The sequence below is a fragment of the Bacteroidales bacterium genome, from assembly GCA_013314715.1.
Classification (GTDB): Bacteria; Bacteroidota; Bacteroidia; order Bacteroidales; family GWA2-32-17; genus Ch61.
Genome location: JABUFC010000023.1, coordinates 34,231 through 53,519 on the forward strand (window position 1 = coordinate 34,231; position 19,289 = coordinate 53,519).

17 protein-coding genes are annotated in these 19,289 nt (G+C 32.0%); 14 read left to right on the forward strand and 3 right to left on the reverse strand.

The annotated features are described in order from the left end of the window. The first annotated feature begins 38 nt into the window (after positions 1 to 38). The 5 genes from HPY79_06935 to HPY79_06955 all read left to right on the forward strand — a co-directional run bounded on the left by HPY79_06935 (position 39) and on the right by HPY79_06955 (position 8,329). Complete coding sequence (locus tag HPY79_06935; GenBank protein ID NSW45529.1) at positions 39 to 851, forward strand: DUF1571 domain-containing protein; 813 nt, start codon at positions 39 to 41, stop codon at positions 849 to 851. A 22-nt stretch (positions 852 to 873) separates the two neighbouring features. Further along, positions 874 to 1,293, forward strand: a complete 420-nt coding sequence (locus HPY79_06940; protein ID NSW45530.1) for a DUF2147 domain-containing protein — start codon at positions 874 to 876, stop codon at positions 1,291 to 1,293. 191 nt (positions 1,294 to 1,484) lie between these two features. Further along, on the forward strand, positions 1,485 to 3,947 hold the full coding sequence (locus HPY79_06945) for a response regulator (protein NSW45531.1): 2,463 nt from the start codon (positions 1,485 to 1,487) through the stop codon (positions 3,945 to 3,947). A gap of 2 nt (positions 3,948 to 3,949) precedes the next feature. Next, entirely contained in the window at positions 3,950 to 4,465 is a 516-nt protein-coding gene (locus HPY79_06950) for a gamma carbonic anhydrase family protein (protein ID NSW45532.1), read from the forward strand. A gap of 189 nt (positions 4,466 to 4,654) precedes the next feature. Further along, a complete protein-coding gene (locus tag HPY79_06955; GenBank protein ID NSW45533.1) occupies positions 4,655 to 8,329 on the forward strand; it encodes a hypothetical protein in 3,675 nt (1,224 codons plus the stop codon). 301 nt (positions 8,330 to 8,630) lie between these two features. Here the strand turns inward: HPY79_06955 and HPY79_06960 are convergent, their stop codons facing one another. Next, positions 8,631 to 9,068 carry a YbjN domain-containing protein gene (locus HPY79_06960; GenBank protein ID NSW45534.1) on the reverse strand — a complete coding sequence of 146 codons (438 nt, stop codon included), beginning with the start codon at positions 9,066 to 9,068 and terminating at the stop codon, positions 8,631 to 8,633. 99 nt (positions 9,069 to 9,167) lie between these two features. On the opposite strand from HPY79_06960, the gene HPY79_06965 reads away from it, so the two are divergent. The 4 genes from HPY79_06965 to amrS are packed head-to-tail and all read left to right on the forward strand — an operon-like array spanning position 9,168 to position 12,237. Continuing rightward, positions 9,168 to 9,587: a hypothetical protein gene (locus HPY79_06965; protein ID NSW45535.1), complete on the forward strand. Its 420-nt coding sequence runs from the start codon at positions 9,168 to 9,170 to the stop codon at positions 9,585 to 9,587. A 1-nt stretch (position 9,588) separates the two neighbouring features. After that, positions 9,589 to 10,122 (forward strand): hypothetical protein, encoded by a 534-nt coding sequence (locus HPY79_06970; protein NSW45536.1) that lies wholly within the window; start codon positions 9,589 to 9,591, stop codon positions 10,120 to 10,122. A gap of 1 nt (position 10,123) precedes the next feature. Next, entirely contained in the window at positions 10,124 to 11,239 is a 1,116-nt protein-coding gene (locus tag HPY79_06975) for a serine hydrolase (protein ID NSW45537.1), read from the forward strand. Further along, positions 11,239 to 12,237: an AmmeMemoRadiSam system radical SAM enzyme gene (gene amrS / locus HPY79_06980; GenBank protein ID NSW45538.1), complete on the forward strand. Its 999-nt coding sequence runs from the start codon at positions 11,239 to 11,241 to the stop codon at positions 12,235 to 12,237. Before HPY79_06975 ends, amrS begins: the two co-directional genes overlap by 1 nt. Positions 12,238 to 12,317: 80 nt before the next feature. Here amrS and HPY79_06985 read toward each other — a convergent pair whose 3' ends face one another. Beyond that, complete coding sequence (locus tag HPY79_06985) at positions 12,318 to 13,106, reverse strand: hypothetical protein (GenBank protein ID NSW45539.1); 789 nt, start codon at positions 13,104 to 13,106, stop codon at positions 12,318 to 12,320. A 155-nt stretch (positions 13,107 to 13,261) separates the two neighbouring features. On the opposite strand from HPY79_06985, the gene HPY79_06990 reads away from it, so the two are divergent. The 5 genes from HPY79_06990 to HPY79_07010 are packed head-to-tail and all read left to right on the forward strand — an operon-like array spanning position 13,262 to position 18,092. Continuing rightward, positions 13,262 to 14,296: an ABC transporter substrate-binding protein gene (locus HPY79_06990; GenBank protein NSW45540.1), complete on the forward strand. Its 1,035-nt coding sequence runs from the start codon at positions 13,262 to 13,264 to the stop codon at positions 14,294 to 14,296. A 29-nt stretch (positions 14,297 to 14,325) separates the two neighbouring features. Further along, positions 14,326 to 16,194, forward strand: a complete 1,869-nt coding sequence (locus HPY79_06995; protein NSW45541.1) for a tetratricopeptide repeat protein — start codon at positions 14,326 to 14,328, stop codon at positions 16,192 to 16,194. After that, positions 16,170 to 17,093, forward strand: coding sequence for a DMT family transporter (locus tag HPY79_07000; protein NSW45542.1), 924 nt, complete (start codon positions 16,170 to 16,172; stop codon positions 17,091 to 17,093). The genes HPY79_06995 and HPY79_07000 overlap by 25 nt, the downstream gene beginning before the upstream one ends. Further along, positions 17,077 to 17,631, forward strand: a complete 555-nt coding sequence (gene ruvC, locus HPY79_07005) for a crossover junction endodeoxyribonuclease RuvC (GenBank protein ID NSW45543.1) — start codon at positions 17,077 to 17,079, stop codon at positions 17,629 to 17,631. Before HPY79_07000 ends, ruvC begins: the two co-directional genes overlap by 17 nt. Next, positions 17,628 to 18,092, forward strand: a complete 465-nt coding sequence (locus HPY79_07010; protein NSW45544.1) for a type I restriction enzyme HsdR N-terminal domain-containing protein — start codon at positions 17,628 to 17,630, stop codon at positions 18,090 to 18,092. The genes ruvC and HPY79_07010 overlap by 4 nt, the downstream gene beginning before the upstream one ends. A gap of 15 nt (positions 18,093 to 18,107) precedes the next feature. Here the strand turns inward: HPY79_07010 and rsgA are convergent, their stop codons facing one another. After that, entirely contained in the window at positions 18,108 to 19,025 is a 918-nt protein-coding gene (rsgA, locus tag HPY79_07015; GenBank protein NSW45545.1) for a ribosome small subunit-dependent GTPase A, read from the reverse strand. Positions 19,026 to 19,289: the final 264 nt, after the last annotated feature.

Genomic DNA, 19,289 nt, shown 5'->3' on the forward strand with positions numbered 1-19,289 from the left:
ATTAATTTTTGGTTAGAAAATTTTCTATATTGATTTTAATGCTGTTAGTATTTCATTTGTCGTTTTCTCAAACGGTAGATGAAATATTAGATAAAACATTTAAAAATATCGAATCTGCTAATACGCTGCGTTTGGTAATAATATCGCGCGAACGTTTTTTTAACAACTATAAAACAGATAAAGGGATTTACAAAATTTCGAGAAACCCCATTTTATATTATTATAAACAACTAATACCTAACTCTGGTGCTGAAGTTTTAGTGAATTCTGAAATATATCCGATGGCTTGGGTTAATGCAAATGAATGGATGATTCCAACTTTAAAGTTAAGTCCCTTTGGTGCACAACTTAGAGATACACGTCACCATAATCTTTATCATGCTGGTTTCGATTATTTTAAAAAAATATTATGTGTTTTAAAGGATAAATATTCTATAAATTGGGATAAGATAGTTTCGCTTGATATGAATGCAAAATTACAGGAATATGATTGTTACAAGCTCGAAATAATCAATCCTTATTACAAAATAATTAATTTTAAAATTCAACAGCCAACAACACCACAAGAATTAGCCCTTAAGTTAAATATTTGCGATTTTAGTATCTTAGAACTAAATCCGTCAATTGAAAACATTTTTAAAAAACTAACACCAGGGCAAGTGATTAAAATACCCAATGATTATGCTCAAAAAATTATAATTTATATTGACAAAAAATTAATGTTGCCACGTAAGATTCAGGTTTATGATACAAAAGGTCTTTGGGAAGAATATTTTTTTGAGTCAATTGAGGTAAATTCAAAATTTTGTAAAGAAGAATTTTCTAAAAACTATAAAGAATATGGATTTTAAAAGTTTTTCATGGATAAGCAGTATGATGCTTTTATTTTTATTTAAGGTTAACTTTGCTCAAGTTAAATCCGATGATATTTTAGGAAAATGGATGACAGAAAAAAAAGAAGCCGTTGTACAAATTTTTAAAACTAATGATAATAAATATGCTGGCAAAATAATATGGTTAGAAAAACCTTTAGAAAATGGTAAGCCCGTTGTTGATAAGAAAAATCCAAAACCAGAACTCCGATCAAGACCCATTATGGGTTTAGTATTTGTTGCTGGCTTTGAATTTCAAGATGGAGAATGGGTAAATGGTATTGTTTATGACGCTCAAACAGGTAATACTTACAAGGCTAAAATAATGTTAAAAGATAAGAATACGCTCGAATTAAGAGGTTATATTGGTTCGCCTATTTTTGGAAGATCGACCATATGGACAAGACGTAATGATAAATAGTTTAGTCACTTTTGTAGATTAGTAAAAAGTTCAATTTAATAATAAGCCCAATATTAATTTAAACATTGGCATTTTATAAATATTGATTGTGCAATTTTTTAGCTTAAAACGATTAGTAAATTTTAAATAATTTCTTTGTCAAAAATTTTTTTTTAAATATTTATTTTGTAATTTGGCACAAATAAATTTATATGGAATCAACTCATATTCACGATTGTAATACATTAGCTAAGCTTTTCGATATTCAAAATACGATAGCACAAGATTTATCTGTGGCAATGCCTTTAGAAACTGCCTTTGCTATTGTCATTAAACATTTTACATCGTTCGAAAACATATTAGGAGGGGCGTTTTATTCTATTCAAAACGATGGCTCGTTAATGCTCGAAAAATCAATTAATTTTAACGAAGAGCCTAAAAAACATAAACACTCATATGCATCGTTAAGTCCAGAAAATGCACTTGTTTATACGGGTGAAACCAAATTTATAAAATTACCTTCCGATTACGATTATTTTCATATTCAATCTTTTAATATTAATGCAACATGGTTCATTCTTTCACCTGTACGCCTCAATGGCGATATTATTGGAGCCTTAATTCTTTTAGGTAAAGATGAAGCGAACCCTTTTTTATTAAAAGCAGTAGAAAATGCAAGTTATAAGATAGGAGGAGTTATTGGTCGTATAGAATTCGAAAATGAGATTACTGAAAAGCAACAAAGTTTTGAGCGTATTTTTCAAAATATGCACGATATTTTAATTATTACCAATAAAGATGGGAAAATTATATATTTTAATCAACTCCTTCCGAGTAAAACAGGATATTTAGACGAAGAGCTTTATACATTAGAAATTAGTCAGTTATTTCCAGACGAATTAGCGTTCGATATAAAAAAACTTTTGAATGAAATAATTTCAAAAGAAAGTAAATTGATATTATATCCTTTACTTAATTCAAATCGTGAGATTATACCTGCCGAATCAATTGTGTCAAAAGTTGTTTGGAATGGAAGAAACATGTTTTTGTGGAATATCCGAGATTTAAAAGATAGAAAAGAGGCTCAAGAAGCGATTGCCATTGAAAAGAAAAAAGCCGAAATTGCCAATAATGCCAAAACCGCATTCTTAACAAATTTAAGTTATAGCTTACGCATTCCATTAAGTTCAGTTTTAGGAATGACCGAATTGTTGCTCAAAACCGATTTAAACAAAAATCAGTTTAATTATTTAAATATTATAACTCGATCGGCTGAACAACTTATGCTCATTGCTAATCAATTGCTCGATATTTCAATAATTGAAAAAGGTGAAATGACACTTGAAACGAAAACATTTAGCCTTAAAGATACCATTATTCAAGTTATTAACCAACAGTATTACAAAGCATATAATAAAGGTTTAGAAATCATATGCGATTATGTTTCTTACGGTCAGGACTTAGTTCTTAAAGGCGATTCGTTGCGATTATCACAGATACTTCAAAATTTGGTCGATAATGCAGTTAAATTTACTGATAATGGCAAAATTGAATTACACATTAACCCTACTCATTATTATGAAAATGGAGTAAGGATTCAATTTGTGGTTCGTGACACAGGACGTGGTATGACGACCGAAACTGTTAAAAGTATTTTAGAAGCTTGTAAACAAAAAAGTCCTGTTGCACGTCCCAATAATGGCGATTTCGGGTTAGGTCTTATTATTGCTTACAATTTGATAGCTTTAATGGGAGGAGAACTTAACATTTCAAGCGAATTACACCGAGGCACAACCATGTCATTCGAATTGCTATTAAATATTGGTCAAATACACGAATTACAGATTGGACAATCAGAAGATGCATTTAGTTCTAATACTTCTGTGCGTGAGCAAGTTAGGGTTATTGTTGCAGAAGATCAGCCTTTTAACCAGATGGTTGTAAAAAACATGCTCGAAGATTTTGGTTTTAAAGTTGACTGCGTTGATAATGGTCAACAACTAATTGATAAAATAATTAACCAACAATATGATGTTATTTTAATGGATATATATATGCCCATTATGGATGGCATTGCGGCTACAAAATATATACGAACTAAGCTTAATAAGCCTGTATGCGACACCCCTATTATTGCTATAACGGCTAATGCATATATAAACGAACATCAAAAATATCTCGAAGCAGGTGTAAACGATACCATTTCTAAGCCCTTTAAATCGCAATTGCTATACAGCAAAATAATGCATCATATTGGTTTAGCCAAAGCTCAAGCTATTAAAGACAACAGAATTTTAGAATTTGATATTTCAAAGTCGAATGTCGATAAATTTTATAATCTTGATTTATTATATAACATTACAAAAAATCAAAAAAACGCTATTATTAAAATGTTACAAGTCTTTATTGAAAAAACCCATATAGAATTAACTCAACTCGAAGAATATGTTCTTAATAAAGATTGGCAAAACGTTGCTGGCATTGCTCATAAAATGAAGCCATCGTTAGCATATCTTTCTATGAAGCAAGTAGAAGAATTAATACAACAAATTTATTATTTATCCAAAAATAATGAACAAACCGATCGTATTCCTAAACTTTTAGCTAATGCTAAAGCTATTTTAGATTTTGTAATTCATCAGTTGCAAGAAGAAATTAAACGGTTAAGTGAATAATTATGGCAATTATTGTATCGGTTAGAGATAAAACTCCTATTATAGGTGAAAATTGTTTTTTAGCTCCCAATGCTTCTATAATAGGTGACGTTGTTTTAGGCAATAATTGTAGTATTTGGTTTAATGCTGTTATTCGTGGCGATGTGCATTATATTCGAATAGGCAATAATTGTAACATTCAAGATGGAGCCATTATTCATTGTACCTATCAAAAATCGCCAACCAATATAGGCAACAATGTTTCTATAGCACATGCAGCAGTGGTCCATGGTTGTACTATTCACGATAATGTGCTTATTGGCATTGGAGCTATTATTCTCGACAATTGTGTGATTCATCGTAATAGCCTTATAGCTGCCGGTTCGCTTTTACTCGAAGGTACCGTAGTCGAAGAAGGAAGTGTTTATGCCGGTTCACCAGCAAAAAAAATTAAGGAAATTAGCCCCGAGTTGCTTAAGGGACAGGTAGAACGAATTGCACAAAGCTACTCTATGTATGCAAGTTGGTATTCGAAATAAGTTGTTTGATTAAACTAAGCGACCAAACAACTAATGACGGAAAAGTGAAGTGTTGAAATAATGCAGAAAAATGATGAGAATTTAATGTCCCATTCAATCACTTAATTTTATCAATTCGTCAAAAAAATAAAGCAAAAGACAAACTATCTCATAAATAGTTCGTATAATTGAATACCAAATCGAAAAAATATGCTTAAAATTATTATATTAGGACTTTTTATATTTGTGTTTTACATTTCTAAAAGTCAAACAAACACAACGGATAGCGTTGTTAAATCAGTTTTAACCACTCCTTCACATATAGATAATTCCAAAAGACCTTCTATGCAACCAAACGATAAAATTGAACAAATCCATCGTATTGACAAAGTTTATAGACCAGAAACCAATGTTGAAAATAAAAAAAATGAAAATCAGGATTGTGAGGAACCTGTATCAACTGAGACTTCGGTTGCTTTAAATCATGAGAAAACTTCACAGGAACGCATCGCTCAGTATAAAAAAATGATAATCGAATTAAAAGACGAAAAAAATAAATTGGAATTAAAGGGTGAAAATACAAGCGAAATAGATAGAAAGATTGAAAAATTACAAACTTTAATTTTACGTTTATCAAGTGATAATAAAAATATTTCAGATAAAAATAGCTCATTTGCTTTGAATGAGCATTTAGCAAATGATAAAAATGATTTTAATATTACAATAGAAAAAAGCACTAAAGCTGATCCTTGTGCGAGTATAACTGCTATGACTTTAGGGGTAACATATACAGGTACTCTAGCTGCTTCAGGTAGTGATTGGTCAACATATACCGATTGCTCTTATACTGAATCTGGCGATGAAGGGGTGTATTCATTTACCCCTTCTTCTACTGGAAATTATACCTTTTCGGGGACTGCAACATCAGGTGATCCTGATTTCTTTTTAATGAGTTCTTGTGGAAATACTGGAACCAACATTACAGGCTCTTGTTGGGATTATGGCGATAGAACAGTTTCGTTAGTAGCTGGAACCACTTATTATCTTGTAGTAGATAATTATTCTAGTTCGAGTAGTGCAGAATATTCTATCATTGTAAATAGTGCTGCTGCAGGACCTTCAAATGATGATTGCACAGGAGCTATAACTCTAACAGTTGGAGCCAGTTGTTCGTTTAGTTCATATACCAATGCTAATGCAACTGCAACTTCGGGTGTTCCAGCACCAGGGTGCGCAAATTATTTAGGAGGAGATGTTTGGTTTAAAGCGACAGTGCCTGCTTCGGGACATATAATTTTAGATATGGATGATAATGTTGTAACCGATGCTGGAATGGCAATTTATACCGGTACCTGTGGTTCATTATCGTTAGTTGAATGTGACGATGATGATAGTAATAATGGTTTAATGGCAATGATAGACAAAAGTGGCTTATCTTCTGGAACAACCATTTATATTCGTGTTTGGGAATATGGAAATGATAATAACGGTTCTTTTTATATCTGTGCTTATGATCCGGGAATAGGTGCATGTGGTAGTGTTACAAATATTGCATCATGTGGTACATCTACAACGGTTACTTCTGGTGGCGGTTCTGGGAATTGGAATAATCAGGAATGTGGTTCGGGAACTCCGGGCGCTGAAAAAATATTTTCATTTACACCAACAACTACTGCTGCGTATTATATTGTAGTTACTTCCGCTTCATCCTATATGACATATGCATATCAGACCGGAACATGTCAGTCTACAGGTTGGACTTGTATGGCAAGACCAAATGCACCAGGTACTTTTGGTCCTTTTAATTGGACAGCTGGAGTTACTTATTATATTTTAGTTGACGATGAAGATGCTTCTTCTTCTACCCATACTTTTTATATAAAATGTCCGGAAACACCTGGGACTTATTATCATCCTACTGAAGGTTTGCAGGGAACTTATTTAGGTTCATGTATGGTTAATACTTGTACAGGTACATATACAGATGATGGAGGGGCTGCTAATTATTCTCTAAATATAAACTCAATATATAGAACGTTTTGCCCTGATGCTACAGGAAAATGCATTAGAGCAACCTTTAACAGTATGGATATTGAAGAAAATGGAACAAGTTGCTATGATTATTTAATTGTAAGAAATGGTCCCACTCAGGGAAGCCCCATTCTATGGGCAGGCTGTAAAACATTAGCATCTACAAATAGTTTATTAGGAACATTCTCAAATCCTTTCACAGCATCAAACACAAGCGGTTGTTTAACATTTCAATTTTATAGCGATAATACTATTACTCGTCCTGGCTGGAATATTTCATTATCATGTGTGGATTGTGCAGCTTCACCAACAAATAATGATTGTATTTCAGCAACTTCTATTTGTGGAGCAACGAACGTAAATTCAGCAAGTCCAGGACCAGGTATTACTTCTACTTGCGGAGGTTGTAATTTAAGTGAAAATTATTCTAACTGGTATTATTTTGAAATTACTAACAGCGGACGATTGTACCTTGATATTAAACCTGAAGATTTTTTTGAAGATTATGATATGGCATTATATCAGGCAAGCAGCTGTGCAAATCTTGGAAATCCTGTTCGTTGTACTTATGCTATGACACCTCAATATTGTCAGCCAGTTTCTTCAGGAGCTTCATATTATATTTCAAGAGTAAGGTTTAATACTATTGACAATACTTCAACTTACTACAATGATTTTTATGCAAATTACACAACTTCGATTAGTTCTACTGTAACAGCCGGAAGTGCCTATAATCTTCAAGTTACTGTTGCCGGAACATCAATGTATGTTGTTGCTTGGTTTGATTGGAATAAAAATTTACAATTTGACTCAGGTGAGTATTACTCTCTTGGAAGTGGGAATAATACTACTTTATCAACATCAATAACAGTCCCAGTAACTGCAAGACCTGGAAAAACTGCATTCAGAGTTTATACAACTAGAAGTGGTGCTGTTCCAAACACAGATGCTTGTATTAGCTATGCTAATGGTGAGATTGAAGATTATGCAATTTTTATTTCTGATGGAACACATTGTTCAAATGGAGTTAAAGATGCAGATGAAATCGGAGTAGATTGTGGAGGTGCAGGATGTGTTCCATGTGATGCCTCATATTGGCCTACAAATACAGGAATGAATAGTACTTCAACTGATTATTCTGAAGATGTAACAGGCGATAGTTGGGTGCAAGGGATACCTGTAAATGCTGGTGAATCTTATTACTTAATGGTAAATAACTGGTCGCCCGGCGCTAATGGTTTTGACTTGATATGGAACTTTACTGAAGGTGGTGCCATGGATTGCTCTATTGTATTGCCGATTGAATTGCTTGATTTTAATGTGAAACTCATAGGACAATTTACAACATTGTATTGGGAAACAGCATCAGAAATTAATAATGATTATTTTACAATTATGAAATCAACTGATGCAATAATATACAAGCCCATTGGAACTATTAAAGGAGCAGGAAATTCTAATACAATTCAACGGTATACGTTTAACGATAATGAACCAATTACACAAACTACATATTACAGATTAAAACAAATCGATTTTGATGGAAAAGTAACTTATTCTGAAGTTAGAGTTGTGTTACCTGATTTGCAATCTTCTGTACAGCAGTTTAATGTATTTAACGATATAAATAACGAAAATCTAAACATTACACTTATTGGCTATCCCAATACAAAGTTAGACTATGCCATAGTTGATGTTATGGGGAGGATAATTAAGCAAGGTAAGATAAATATTGATGAGAATGCTTTAGGTGGATTGAAATTATCTACAAATGATATTGCTGCCGGTATATACAATATTGTAATTAGTGATGGAAGATATACAGTAAAGAAAAAATTTGTTATTGTAAAATAACTTTTAAGATCTTCTTAAGCAATGTTTCGATAATATGTTGGTAAATATGTATCTTAGTGTAGTATTCTTTAAGCTTGCATAATAGATAACCTCATCTCATCTTTGCAAAGCAATCGGCTTCAATAAAAGGATTATTCACTTCGTTCATGAAATCGTCTTGTCATAATGACGAGATTGCTTCGATCACTTTGTTCGCTTACAATGATGGGAAAAATAGTATAGCAATAATGAGATATAAGACTACTTCCTTTTTTACTTTATATAAGTAAGTAATCTATTTACTGTTATTGCTTTTATTTATTTAGCTGTTTATTCTACCACCTCCTCGAAGCGAAAATTTGTTTTTAAAATGATCGTCGTATTGATCGGCATAATTTCCAACGCGGTTAACCATAGCTGTAATTTCCTTTTCGCTTAAATCATCTAATTCGCGAATACTTTTTATATAAAGCCAATTGTTAAATTTTGTAATACCACAGCCAAAAAGTTTATGGTTAACTTCCAAGGCTTCGGTTAGTATTTCTTCTTTAGTACCTTCGGGCAATTCGTAAATAGGCGACATTACTTGTATGTATCCATAAGTTCCGTCTTCTACGGTATATATGTCGACCCATACCGGAGCTGAGCCTTTTTGTAAATTCCATTGACCTTCTTGTTCGCCACGGCAGGCTACTGGATCTACACCAAAATTTCGAATTACATTTTCGAACATTTCGTAATAAACATTAATACTTTGCATAAAAATGATGATTTGTTTAAATATTCAAAGATACAATTTTTTGAAAGAACATTTTATTTTTTATTACATTTATTGTATTTTTGCTTAAAATACATGGCGATGATTCATTTTAGTTCATTTTTTAAATTTATAGTATTTATCACTCTTATAGCATTTGTTGCTTGTAAGCCCGATGATCCAACTCCTGATACCGGCGATATTCGCGATAAACTTGTTTCGTCATGGAAATGTCAGGAAAACTCGGCAACGTACGGTTCACAAAATTATTATGTTGAAATAACCAAAGATACAGTATCGGGATTAATCATCATCGATAATTTTTTTAATTTAGGCTTGGGAAAATCAATAAAAGCCAATGTTAGTGGGCAAACGATCACTATTAATAATCAAATGTTAGATGGCAATCTTTTCAATGGTTCGGGAACGGTATCGTCAAATTTTAACTCTATAAGTTGGTCCTATACGTTCGACGAAGGCAATGGACCAGAAAATGTTTCGGCTGTTTATACCAAAATGTAAAATGAAAAGCATTGTTTTTATCGGGTTGCTTGTCTTTTTATATGCTTGCCAAGAACTGGGCGGTTATAAAACACTTACATGTCCTCGCAAATCAATCATTGACACAGCTATTACCGGCGTTTGGAAATTCGTTGGGAGCAAAGAATATAATCAATTTGAGCTAAAGACCAACCCTCATTCTTTAATCATTTTACCTTTTAATCGAAACGAATATGTTTTAATGTTTATGCCTGACAAAGACAGTACTGAAAATCTTTTGTTGTTCAAAGCGATGGAAAGTCGGCTATCGGGTAGGCGTATTGCAAATGTTCAAGCCTTATTTGATAAACTATCTGAAGGATATATTTACTACCCTTTTAAATTAAGGGGCGACACACTTTGTTTTTGGGGCTTTTACAACACCAAAGTCTCGAACGAAATTGACAACAAAAAAATGATTAAAAAATTCATTATTCAGCATTTTAACGATACCAACTATTTTTCGTCTGTGCGTAAATATGTTCGAGTAAAAACAAATCTACCCTTATCAAAATAATATGTTTAAACAATTTATTCCATTTTTTTTCATTATTGTTGCACTTCAGGGATGCTATGTTAATAAAGCACTTATTTATCAAACAGCCGGAATTTACGATTATAAGATTTTTAAAAACAATGTGGTAGAAACGTTACAGCCAATTCCTATACCGAGATCTGTTTATTACAATCAAAAAGAATATCCTGCAACCCTTTTGCCTATGTTGCAAGAGTTAAAGACTACGGCCTTTATGGTTATTAAAGACGATTCCATTCGCTATGAAAAATATTGGAACGAAGGCAGTGATAGCACACTCTCCAATTCCTTTTCTATGGCAAAAAGCATCGTTAGTTTGTTGATAGGCTTTGCTATTCAAGATGGTTATATAAAGTCGATCGATCAGTATGTATGCGAATATTTGCCCGATTTTGAAGATGGATGCAAAAAGCATGTTCGTATTCGTGATTTACTAACAATGAGCAGTGGTTTAGCATGGAACGAAAGCTATTTAAACCCTTTTGGATCAACAGCCAAGGCTTATTATGGTCGAAATTTATACAAACAAATGACAAAACTAAAAGTAGTGCAAGCACCCGGATTTAATTTCCGATATTTAAGTGCTAACACCCAGCTTTTAGGGTTGATACTTACCAAAACTACTGGTAAAACCTTAAGTCAATATCTTTCTGAAAAACTATGGAAACCATTGGGAGCTGAACACAATGCTTTGTGGAGTTTAGACAGAAAAGGTGGTTACGAAAAAGCATATTGTTGTTTCAATGCAACTGCTCGCGATTATGCAAAAATTGGCATATTAGGCTTGCACGAAGGAAAGTGGAATGGAAGTCAATTATTATTTTCTGATTATTTAAAACAAAGTTTTTCGCCTGCCTCCAATCTTAGCGATTATGCAGGTAATTGTGTTGATTTTTATGGCTTTCAGTGGTGGATTTTGAATTACAAAAATATGAAAATCAATATGGCATGTGGTCTTTACGGACAATACATCATTATGGTTCCGCAAAAAAACATGGTCATTGTTCGTTTGGGACATAAAACCTCCAAAGAATACAGAGGTCATTTTAATGCCGATGTTTATTCGTATATAGAAGCTGCATTGAGCATAGTTGAGTAATGAAAGAAGCACTTTTTTGGCAAGTAGAAGGGCAAAAAGTTCGTTGTTTACTTTGTCCACATAATTGTTTGATTTCAGAAGGCAAAGTAGGCAAATGTAAAGTACGCTTTAACAAAGATGGAAAGCTCTTTTCTCAAGCTTATGGAAATTTATGTGCATTGGCTTTGGATCCTATAGAAAAAAAGCCTCTTTATCATTTTTTACCAGGGACAAAAACCTTATCAATTGCTCACGAAGGATGTAATTTACAATGTAAAAATTGTCAAAATTTTAATATTTCACAAAAGCTTTCAAGTAATATTGTTGCTGAGCTTTGGCCTGAACAATTAGTTAAACTGGCTTTAAATAAAAAAATTCCAAGTATTTCATTTACATATACAGAACCTACTGTGTTTTATGAATACGTATTAGAAACCGCTAAGATTTCGCATTTATATGGTATAAAAAATATTTTAGTTTCGAATGGATATATAATGCCTCAAGCACTGCAACAATTATCAGCCTTTTTAGATGCGGTTAACATTGATGTTAAAGCTTTTGAAAATGAGGTGTATAAGCAATTAACTGGTGCTCAACTTCAACCCGTTTTAGATACCATATTGTATTTAGTAGAGCAACATATTCACGTAGAGCTTACATACTTAATGGTACCCGGTTTTTCAGATAATATTGAACAAATTCATGCTTTTTTAGAGTGGTTGCTTCGACATTCTTTAAACCATATACCGATTCATTTTTCTCGATTCTTTCCGACATATGAGCTCGAAAAATTACAACCAACTCCACTTGAGCATATTCAAAATGCATATTTTGAGGCTCAAAAAATGGGAATGAAATATGTTTATCAAGGAAATGTGAGACTTATGGATAATGCAACTTATTGTCCTCGTTGTAAGAATATTTTAATTTCACGAAAAGATTTTTACGAAGTTAATTATAGAGGAATTAAGAACGGTAAGTGTAATTCATGTTCATACAATATATACGGTGTTTTCTAAAAAATAAAACAATTTAATGTAAATAGCTTTATTTAATGAAAGTATTACAAAAATACGATTAAGATAAAATAAGGAATTGCTTATTTTTTCTTAAATTGATCCATTGTGTTATCGTAATTGATAAAATATTCTCCTTTTTTCAATCCAGAAATATCAACTTTTGATCCCACACCTTTAAGTATTCTATTGCCGTAATAATCGTATATTTCATACATGGTTTCACCGCTAAAAGTAATTTCGGTATCAAATTTCTTACTCGTAATTGTTATGGGTGGTTGAAGCGATTTAAACAAAACATCTTGGCTATAACGAGGTTTTTTAGTATAGTCAATTTGTTTTACTCTAAACTTGTTATTGCCAGAGTGAGGCGAAACTTTTACAGAATAGGTGTTCGTTCCAGATGTCCCTTTCCCTTCTACTTCATCTACTTTTATCCATTTATTCCATCGGTATTGTTCAACAATAAAAGGGAGCTTGCCCGATTCTCCGGTCGTTGTCCATTTTAAAGTACCATCTCGTGTAACTTCGATACTTGTAGTGTTAAAAGTACTTTTAGGTTTTAAAACTTCTGGATTTAATACTTTTGGAACGCAATTGTCTTTATGTTTAATAACGATAGTAACTTTATCGCCAATATTAAATTGATAAACACTTAAATCAATTTCAAAAGCGCTTGAATTAATTTCATCGGTAGAAACTTTACCATTAACAGTAACCTCATATACACAAAATCCAACTCCCGATGAAGCAAATGGATTCATAACATATAAATTTTTACCTTGGAAAATACCGTCTATAATAATATCTCCTGCAAACAAACTTGATTGCAAAAGAGTAATAATCAGCATACTAAACAAAACTCGTTTCATTGGCAAAACGTATTTACTTTTAAACAACGAATATAGGTTAAAATATAATTCAATGCAAAAAAAAATGAAAAAAAAATCAATATTTTTTTATTCATTGGCTAAAAACCTTTTAATATTTGAACAAAAATAGTTATTTTTGTAAAAACAAACAACCTATGAATAAAATTTTTTTTCTTGCAATTATTTTGGTTGCACTGATGCTTAACGCATGCAATAATAATGAAAACGATAATGTTTGTAAAAACAGCGAAGCATTTGGTACTTTATCGATTGGTGAATCGGGATATATAGAGCTTTTATATCCATTGTCGATAAATAGTTCTATTTCGAATCAGATAGTTTCACTTATTCACGAAGGATTGGTTAAATTTGATGCTGCATCATTAACTATAAAACCTGGATTGGCTGATCGGTGGGAAATTGATAAAGACGAAACCACCTATCGTTTCTTTTTAAATACAAATGCCTATTTCCATCCCGATAAATGTTTTAAAAATGGAAAGTCGCGTAAAGTTACTGCTCAAGATGTTTTATTTTCTTTAACTCGTTTGTGTACTCAGTCGCCTGAAAATAAAGCTTATGCTTTATTAGTTGAGCAAGTAAAGGGAGCAAAAGAATTTTACGATAGTAAAAAAACTACTGGCAATATTGAAGGCTTTATAGTAGAAAACGATAGCACGTTTGTAATTAAATTAACAAAACCAAATCCAATGTTTTTGCATTTTTTAGCCAATCCAGCTGCTTCTATTATTGCTAAAGAAGCATACGAAATGTATAACACCAGTTTAACCAATGGTATTGGCCCTTTTATGCTTCATTCTTTTCCGGAAAATAATAAACCTTTAGTATTAATTCGCAATCCTCATTATTTTAAGCTTGATAGAAAAGGCAACTGTTTACCATATTTAGACACTGTAAAAATTTATTTTGTAGGTTCAATGAAAGCTCAACTCGAAATGCTTAAAAATGGACAGCTCGATGTTGTGTTAAATATAGATAATGAAACATTTACTTCTTTTCTTGAAGAAAATGTAAAACTTTTTGAAGGAGAGAAAGCTGTTTTTAAAGCGATTGCCGATCAAAATCAAAGCCGTCAACATATTGTAAATAGTAAAGTTGAAAATTTTATTTTAAACGAACAAGGTATTTTTGATTTATCAGAGGTAAAGCTCAAAAAAGATAGTCTGTAAAAATAATAATTGATAAATGTTAGGTTAATATGAATCGTTGGTGGACGATTATTATTCTTTTTGAGCTTTTTGTATCAAGTGTATATGCTCAATCGACCGAAAAACAAGAACTTGCTTTTGAATATTTTCGAAATAAAGAATACGAAAAAGCAGCCGATTTGTTTAATGAATTATATCAAAATCAAGGGAATACCTATTATTTAACTTACTATATTTCGTCTTTGCTTCAAATTAAACAATTTAACGAAGCCGAAAAAATGCTTAAAAAAGAAATTAAAAAGAAACCCGATGATTATAATTTGCGCATTATGTTGGGTCATGTATATAAGCAGTCGGGTAATTTTGATGCAATGAAAAAAATTTATGATGATGTTTTAAAGTCGCTTAATACAAATCAATCTCAAATATTTCAGGCAGCCAATGCTTTTATAATGTATCAGGAATATTCGCAGGCTGAAGCTGTTTATTTAAAAGGTCAAAAAATGCTGAAAGGGGCTTATAGTTTTCATTTAGAGCTTGCATCACTTTATCAAATTCAAAAAATGTACGAAAAAATGATGGATGAATACATTGCACTTCTATTGGAAAATCCACAAATGATTCAAACGGTTCAAAATCGTTTGCAACAATCGGTATATACAAGTGAAGACAAAGCACTTACAACAAAATTGCAAGAAAAATTAATTCTTCAGACCCAAAAAAATCCCGATGCAACCATAATGAGTGAGCTCTTAATTTGGTTATATATTCAGCAAATGCAATTTAGTAAAGCATTAACGTTTGCTATTGCACTCGATAAACGGAATAAAGAAGATGGTAGCAGAGTTTATACTTTAGCACAAACAGCTTTTGATAACAAAGATTATACAACAGCATTAAAGGCTTATCAGTATATTATTGAAAAAGGAACACGGGGGGCGTGGTATTTCGAAGCTAAAAACGAATATTTAGTTACCTTATATGAGCAAACTATAAATAGTGAATATGTTGATAAAAATAAAATTATTGAACTCGAAAATTTATTACAACAACATATTGAGCAAAATGGTATAAACAAAAATACTTTCTCGGCATTTATGGCTTTAATAAAAGTCAAAGCTTTTTATTTAAACAAAACCGATGAAAGTATCGACATGCTTAGAAAAGTTATAACCGGAACTTCTTTATTTTCCCTTCCACAATTAAATGAAGCAAAACTATTGCTGGGCGATTTAACTTTAATGAAAAATGATATATGGGAAGCAACTATTTTATATACTCAGGTAGAAAAAAATAATGGGAATGAACCTATTGCTGCCGAAGCAAAATTTAAAAAGGCCTTATTGGCTTACTATAGTGGCGATTTTTTATGGGCACAAGCACAAATGGATGTTTTAAAGGCATCAACTTCTAAATTAATTGCAAACGATGCATTAGCTTTATCGCAGTTCATAAGTGATAACATAGAGAATGATTCTACACAACGGACCCTTAAAACCTTTTCAAATAGCGATTTTTATTCGTTTAAACACCAAGATAGCTTAGCATTGTTATGTTTAGATTCAATTATGGAAAATAAAGATGCATACTCATTATATGATGATGCCTTACTTCGAAAGGGAGATCTTTTAATAAAATTAAATAAGATAGAACAGGCGATTGTTTTATATGATTCCATTTTAAATCGTTTTAATACTGAAGTAACTGCACCACAAGCTGCTTATAAGTTGTCCAATATTTATCAATATAGACTTCAAGATATTGAAAAGGCCAAATATTATTTGGAAATAATTTTTACAAAATACCCAGGTAGCTTTTTTGCTGATGAAGCACGAAAACGTTATCGAATCTTAAGGGGAGATTTAAACGAAAAAAATAATCAGGATATAAACGATTGGGTACCAACAGTAACACCATGACGAACAATCAAAAAGCAACTGCTTTAGCCTTAGGGGCTGTTTTAATGTGGAGCACTGTTGCGACGGCTTTTAAAATTGCATTAAGTGGAATGAACTATTATCAACTTTTGCTCATAGCAACTTGGGTGAGTACGTTAGTACTAGCCTTATTTCTTATTACAAAAAATGAATTAGTGACTTCGTTTAAGTTAAGTCGAAAACAATATTTATTATCTATGTTAATGGGTGCCTTAAATCCGTTTGCCTATTATTTAATATTATTAAAAGCTTATAGTTTATTGCCGGCTTATATGGCTCAGCCATTGAATTATACCTGGCCAGTAGTTTTAGTGTTTTTCTCCGCTTTTTTTCTGAAACAAAAACTAACATGGCTATCGGTTTTTGCTTTAATTGTTTCATTTTTTGGTGTTTGGCTCATCTCTAACGGAAATGATGCAATAGAAACATTGTCTACATTTTGGGGGGTATTATTGGCAACAAGTAGTAGTTTAGTTTGGTCGGCATATTGGGTTTTGAATTTAAAAGATCAGCGTTCGCCAACACAAAAGTTGTTTGTAAATTTTTTGTTTGGTTCAATATATATATATTTGTTTTGCTTATGGGCAGGTTTTCCTGCTTTTAAATTTACAACTTCATTTATAGCTGCTATTTATATTGGTATTTTTGAGATGGGAATAACTTTTATATTATGGATGATGGCTTTACAAATGGCAACCAGAACCGATAAAATTAGTATTTATATCTTTTTATCGCCCTTTATATCGTTAATTTTTATTACTACTATTTTAGGCGAAAAGATAACTATTTATGCATTCTTAGGTTTTATATTTATTGCCTTAGGAATTTTGATGTCTAAATGGAAAGAAATTACTACTTTTGAACGTGGCAAACAACGATAAAATAATATTAGGCATTGATCCTGGAACACTTATTATGGGCTATGGTTTAATATGCCTTCAAGCCACAAAAACAAGCTTAATAACTTTAGGTGTTATAGAGTTACGCAAATATCCCGACCATTTCGAACGGTTACAACATATTTTTAGCAGAGTAGATATGCTAATTCGTGAGTTTAAACCACAAGAGCTTGCGATAGAAGCACCATTCTATGGGAAAAATGTACAGTCGATGCTGAAACTAGGTAGGGCTCAAGGAATTGCTATGGCTGCAGCATTGTCGCATCAGATGAAAGTGTTTGAATATTCCCCACGAAAAATAAAACAGAGCTTAACGGGCAACGGAAATGCATCTAAAGAACAAGTAGCAGCCATGATTCAGAAAATATTGCACTTTGAAGATATGCCCAAATATTTAGATGCTACCGATGCGCTTGCTGTTGCTGTTTGTCATTCTTATCAGAATTTGTTGAGCGATAACGAAAAGAAACCACGATCGTGGAAAGATTTTATTCAAAAGAATAAAGATCGATTGGCATGAATTACCAGAAATTATATCCTATATTAAATTTTCCGAATGTTGAATTATTTGTCGAGCAGAGAGACGATAAGTGGTTTATTTATGATGTTATTCGCAAAAAATATATTGTTTTAACACCTGAAGAATGGGTTCGCCAACATTTAATACATTATTTAATAAACTATTTGAATTATCCCGCATCTTTGATACAAGTAGAGTACGGTTTTTTTATTAAGAATAAAGCTTATAGGGTCGATTTAGCAACCTTTTCGAGGCAAGCAAAGCCTTTGTTATTATGTGAGTGTAAGGCGCCAACTATTAAACTTACTAATAAAACAATAAGTCAGGCCGCAATGTACAACTATCGAGAACAAGCACCTTATATATTTATTACAAACGGTATAAGTCATTATTGTTTTTTTTATAATGGTACCGAATGGATAAAACAAAATAAAATACCCGATTTTAAAGACTTTATGTAATATTATAAATAATAATCAACGATGTTTATCGTTTTCATCAAAAAACATACTTAAATAATTTCGGTAACGCGTTTCATGAATCATGCCATTTATTACACCATCTTTTACAGCACAATAAGGCTCGTTGGTATGTGTGCAATTGTAATATTTGCATTGCGAAGTTAGTTTAAAAATTTCGGGGAAGTAATGAAACAATTCTTCTTTTTTAATGTCAATAAAGCTAAAACCTTTAATGCCAGGTGTGTCAATAACATATCCGCCTATGGTAAGAGGAAACATTTGCGAGAATGTTGTGGTGTGTTTCCCTTTAAAGTGAACAAGCGAAATATCTTGAACTTTCAAATTTAATGATGGTTCAATTCTATTGATTATAGAAGACTTGCCTACACCTGAATTACCTGCTATGAGGTTTAATTTATTTTGCATGTGTATTTTTAGCTTTTCTATTCCTTCGCCGCTTATAGTTGATATTTTAAAAATGGGGTAACCCGCTTTTTGATATATGTGTTCAAATTCTGTTACTTGTTCGCTTAGCTCTGCATATAAATCGCACTTGTTTAAAATAATAGCAGCCGGAACTCGATAAGCCTCGGCACTAACTAAAAAACGATCGATAAATTCCAGATTGGTTTCTGGGAATAACAAAGTTACAACCAAGTATGCACAATCGATATTGGCAGCTAATACATGTTTTTGCTTAGACAAATTGACCGACTTTCGAACGATATAATTTTTCCGCTCGTAAATGTCAACTATAATGCCACTACCATCAGATATGAGATTGATTTCTACCCAATCGCCAACAACTACAGGATTTGTGCTTTTAGATTCTTGTAAACGTAATTTGCCTTTCAGAACACAATCGATTTGTCTGTTCTCATTAACAATAACCGTGTATTGATTGCCAACAACTTTTACTACTAAACCTTTCATATGCAAACGTAAAAAAATATATTTTAAATGCCAAATCAATGCTTTCCAAAATAATTTAAAAAATAATAACTGTTGATAATCAATAATATGAGCCCTTTGCAAAACTAAAAAACGTACTCGTTTATTGTGATAAAAATTTCAAACTTATTTTAATTATTTGTATTGCTTTTTATCTATTACATTAGAACAATCTAAATGATAAAAAAAAAGCAATGTGTAACTCTCACGTCATGGCAAGCGAACGCATCCCCTTACCGTCATTAC

Bases quoted from the DNA above. Each gene is read 5' to 3' on its own strand.
- amrS (NSW45538.1), top strand. From the start codon at position 11,239: ATGAAAGAAGCACTTTTTTGGCAAGTAGAAGGGCAAAAAGTTCGTTGT.
- HPY79_06970 (NSW45536.1), top strand. From the start codon at position 9,589: ATGAAAAGCATTGTTTTTATCGGGTTGCTTGTCTTTTTATATGCTTGC.
- HPY79_06940 (NSW45530.1), top strand. From the start codon at position 874: ATGATGCTTTTATTTTTATTTAAGGTTAACTTTGCTCAAGTTAAATCC.
- HPY79_06950 (NSW45532.1), top strand. From the start codon at position 3,950: ATGGCAATTATTGTATCGGTTAGAGATAAAACTCCTATTATAGGTGAA.
- HPY79_07010 (NSW45544.1), top strand. From the start codon at position 17,628: ATGAATTACCAGAAATTATATCCTATATTAAATTTTCCGAATGTTGAA.
- HPY79_06985 (NSW45539.1), bottom strand. From the start codon at position 13,106: ATGAAACGAGTTTTGTTTAGTATGCTGATTATTACTCTTTTGCAATCA.
- HPY79_06960 (NSW45534.1), bottom strand. From the start codon at position 9,068: ATGCAAAGTATTAATGTTTATTACGAAATGTTCGAAAATGTAATTCGA.
- HPY79_06975 (NSW45537.1), top strand. From the start codon at position 10,124: ATGTTTAAACAATTTATTCCATTTTTTTTCATTATTGTTGCACTTCAG.
- HPY79_06945 (NSW45531.1), top strand. From the start codon at position 1,485: ATGGAATCAACTCATATTCACGATTGTAATACATTAGCTAAGCTTTTC.
- HPY79_06935 (NSW45529.1), top strand. From the start codon at position 39: ATGCTGTTAGTATTTCATTTGTCGTTTTCTCAAACGGTAGATGAAATA.
- HPY79_06995 (NSW45541.1), top strand. From the start codon at position 14,326: ATGAATCGTTGGTGGACGATTATTATTCTTTTTGAGCTTTTTGTATCA.
- HPY79_06965 (NSW45535.1), top strand. From the start codon at position 9,168: ATGATTCATTTTAGTTCATTTTTTAAATTTATAGTATTTATCACTCTT.
- rsgA (NSW45545.1), bottom strand. From the start codon at position 19,025: ATGAAAGGTTTAGTAGTAAAAGTTGTTGGCAATCAATACACGGTTATT.
- HPY79_06990 (NSW45540.1), top strand. From the start codon at position 13,262: ATGAATAAAATTTTTTTTCTTGCAATTATTTTGGTTGCACTGATGCTT.
- HPY79_06955 (NSW45533.1), top strand. From the start codon at position 4,655: ATGCTTAAAATTATTATATTAGGACTTTTTATATTTGTGTTTTACATT.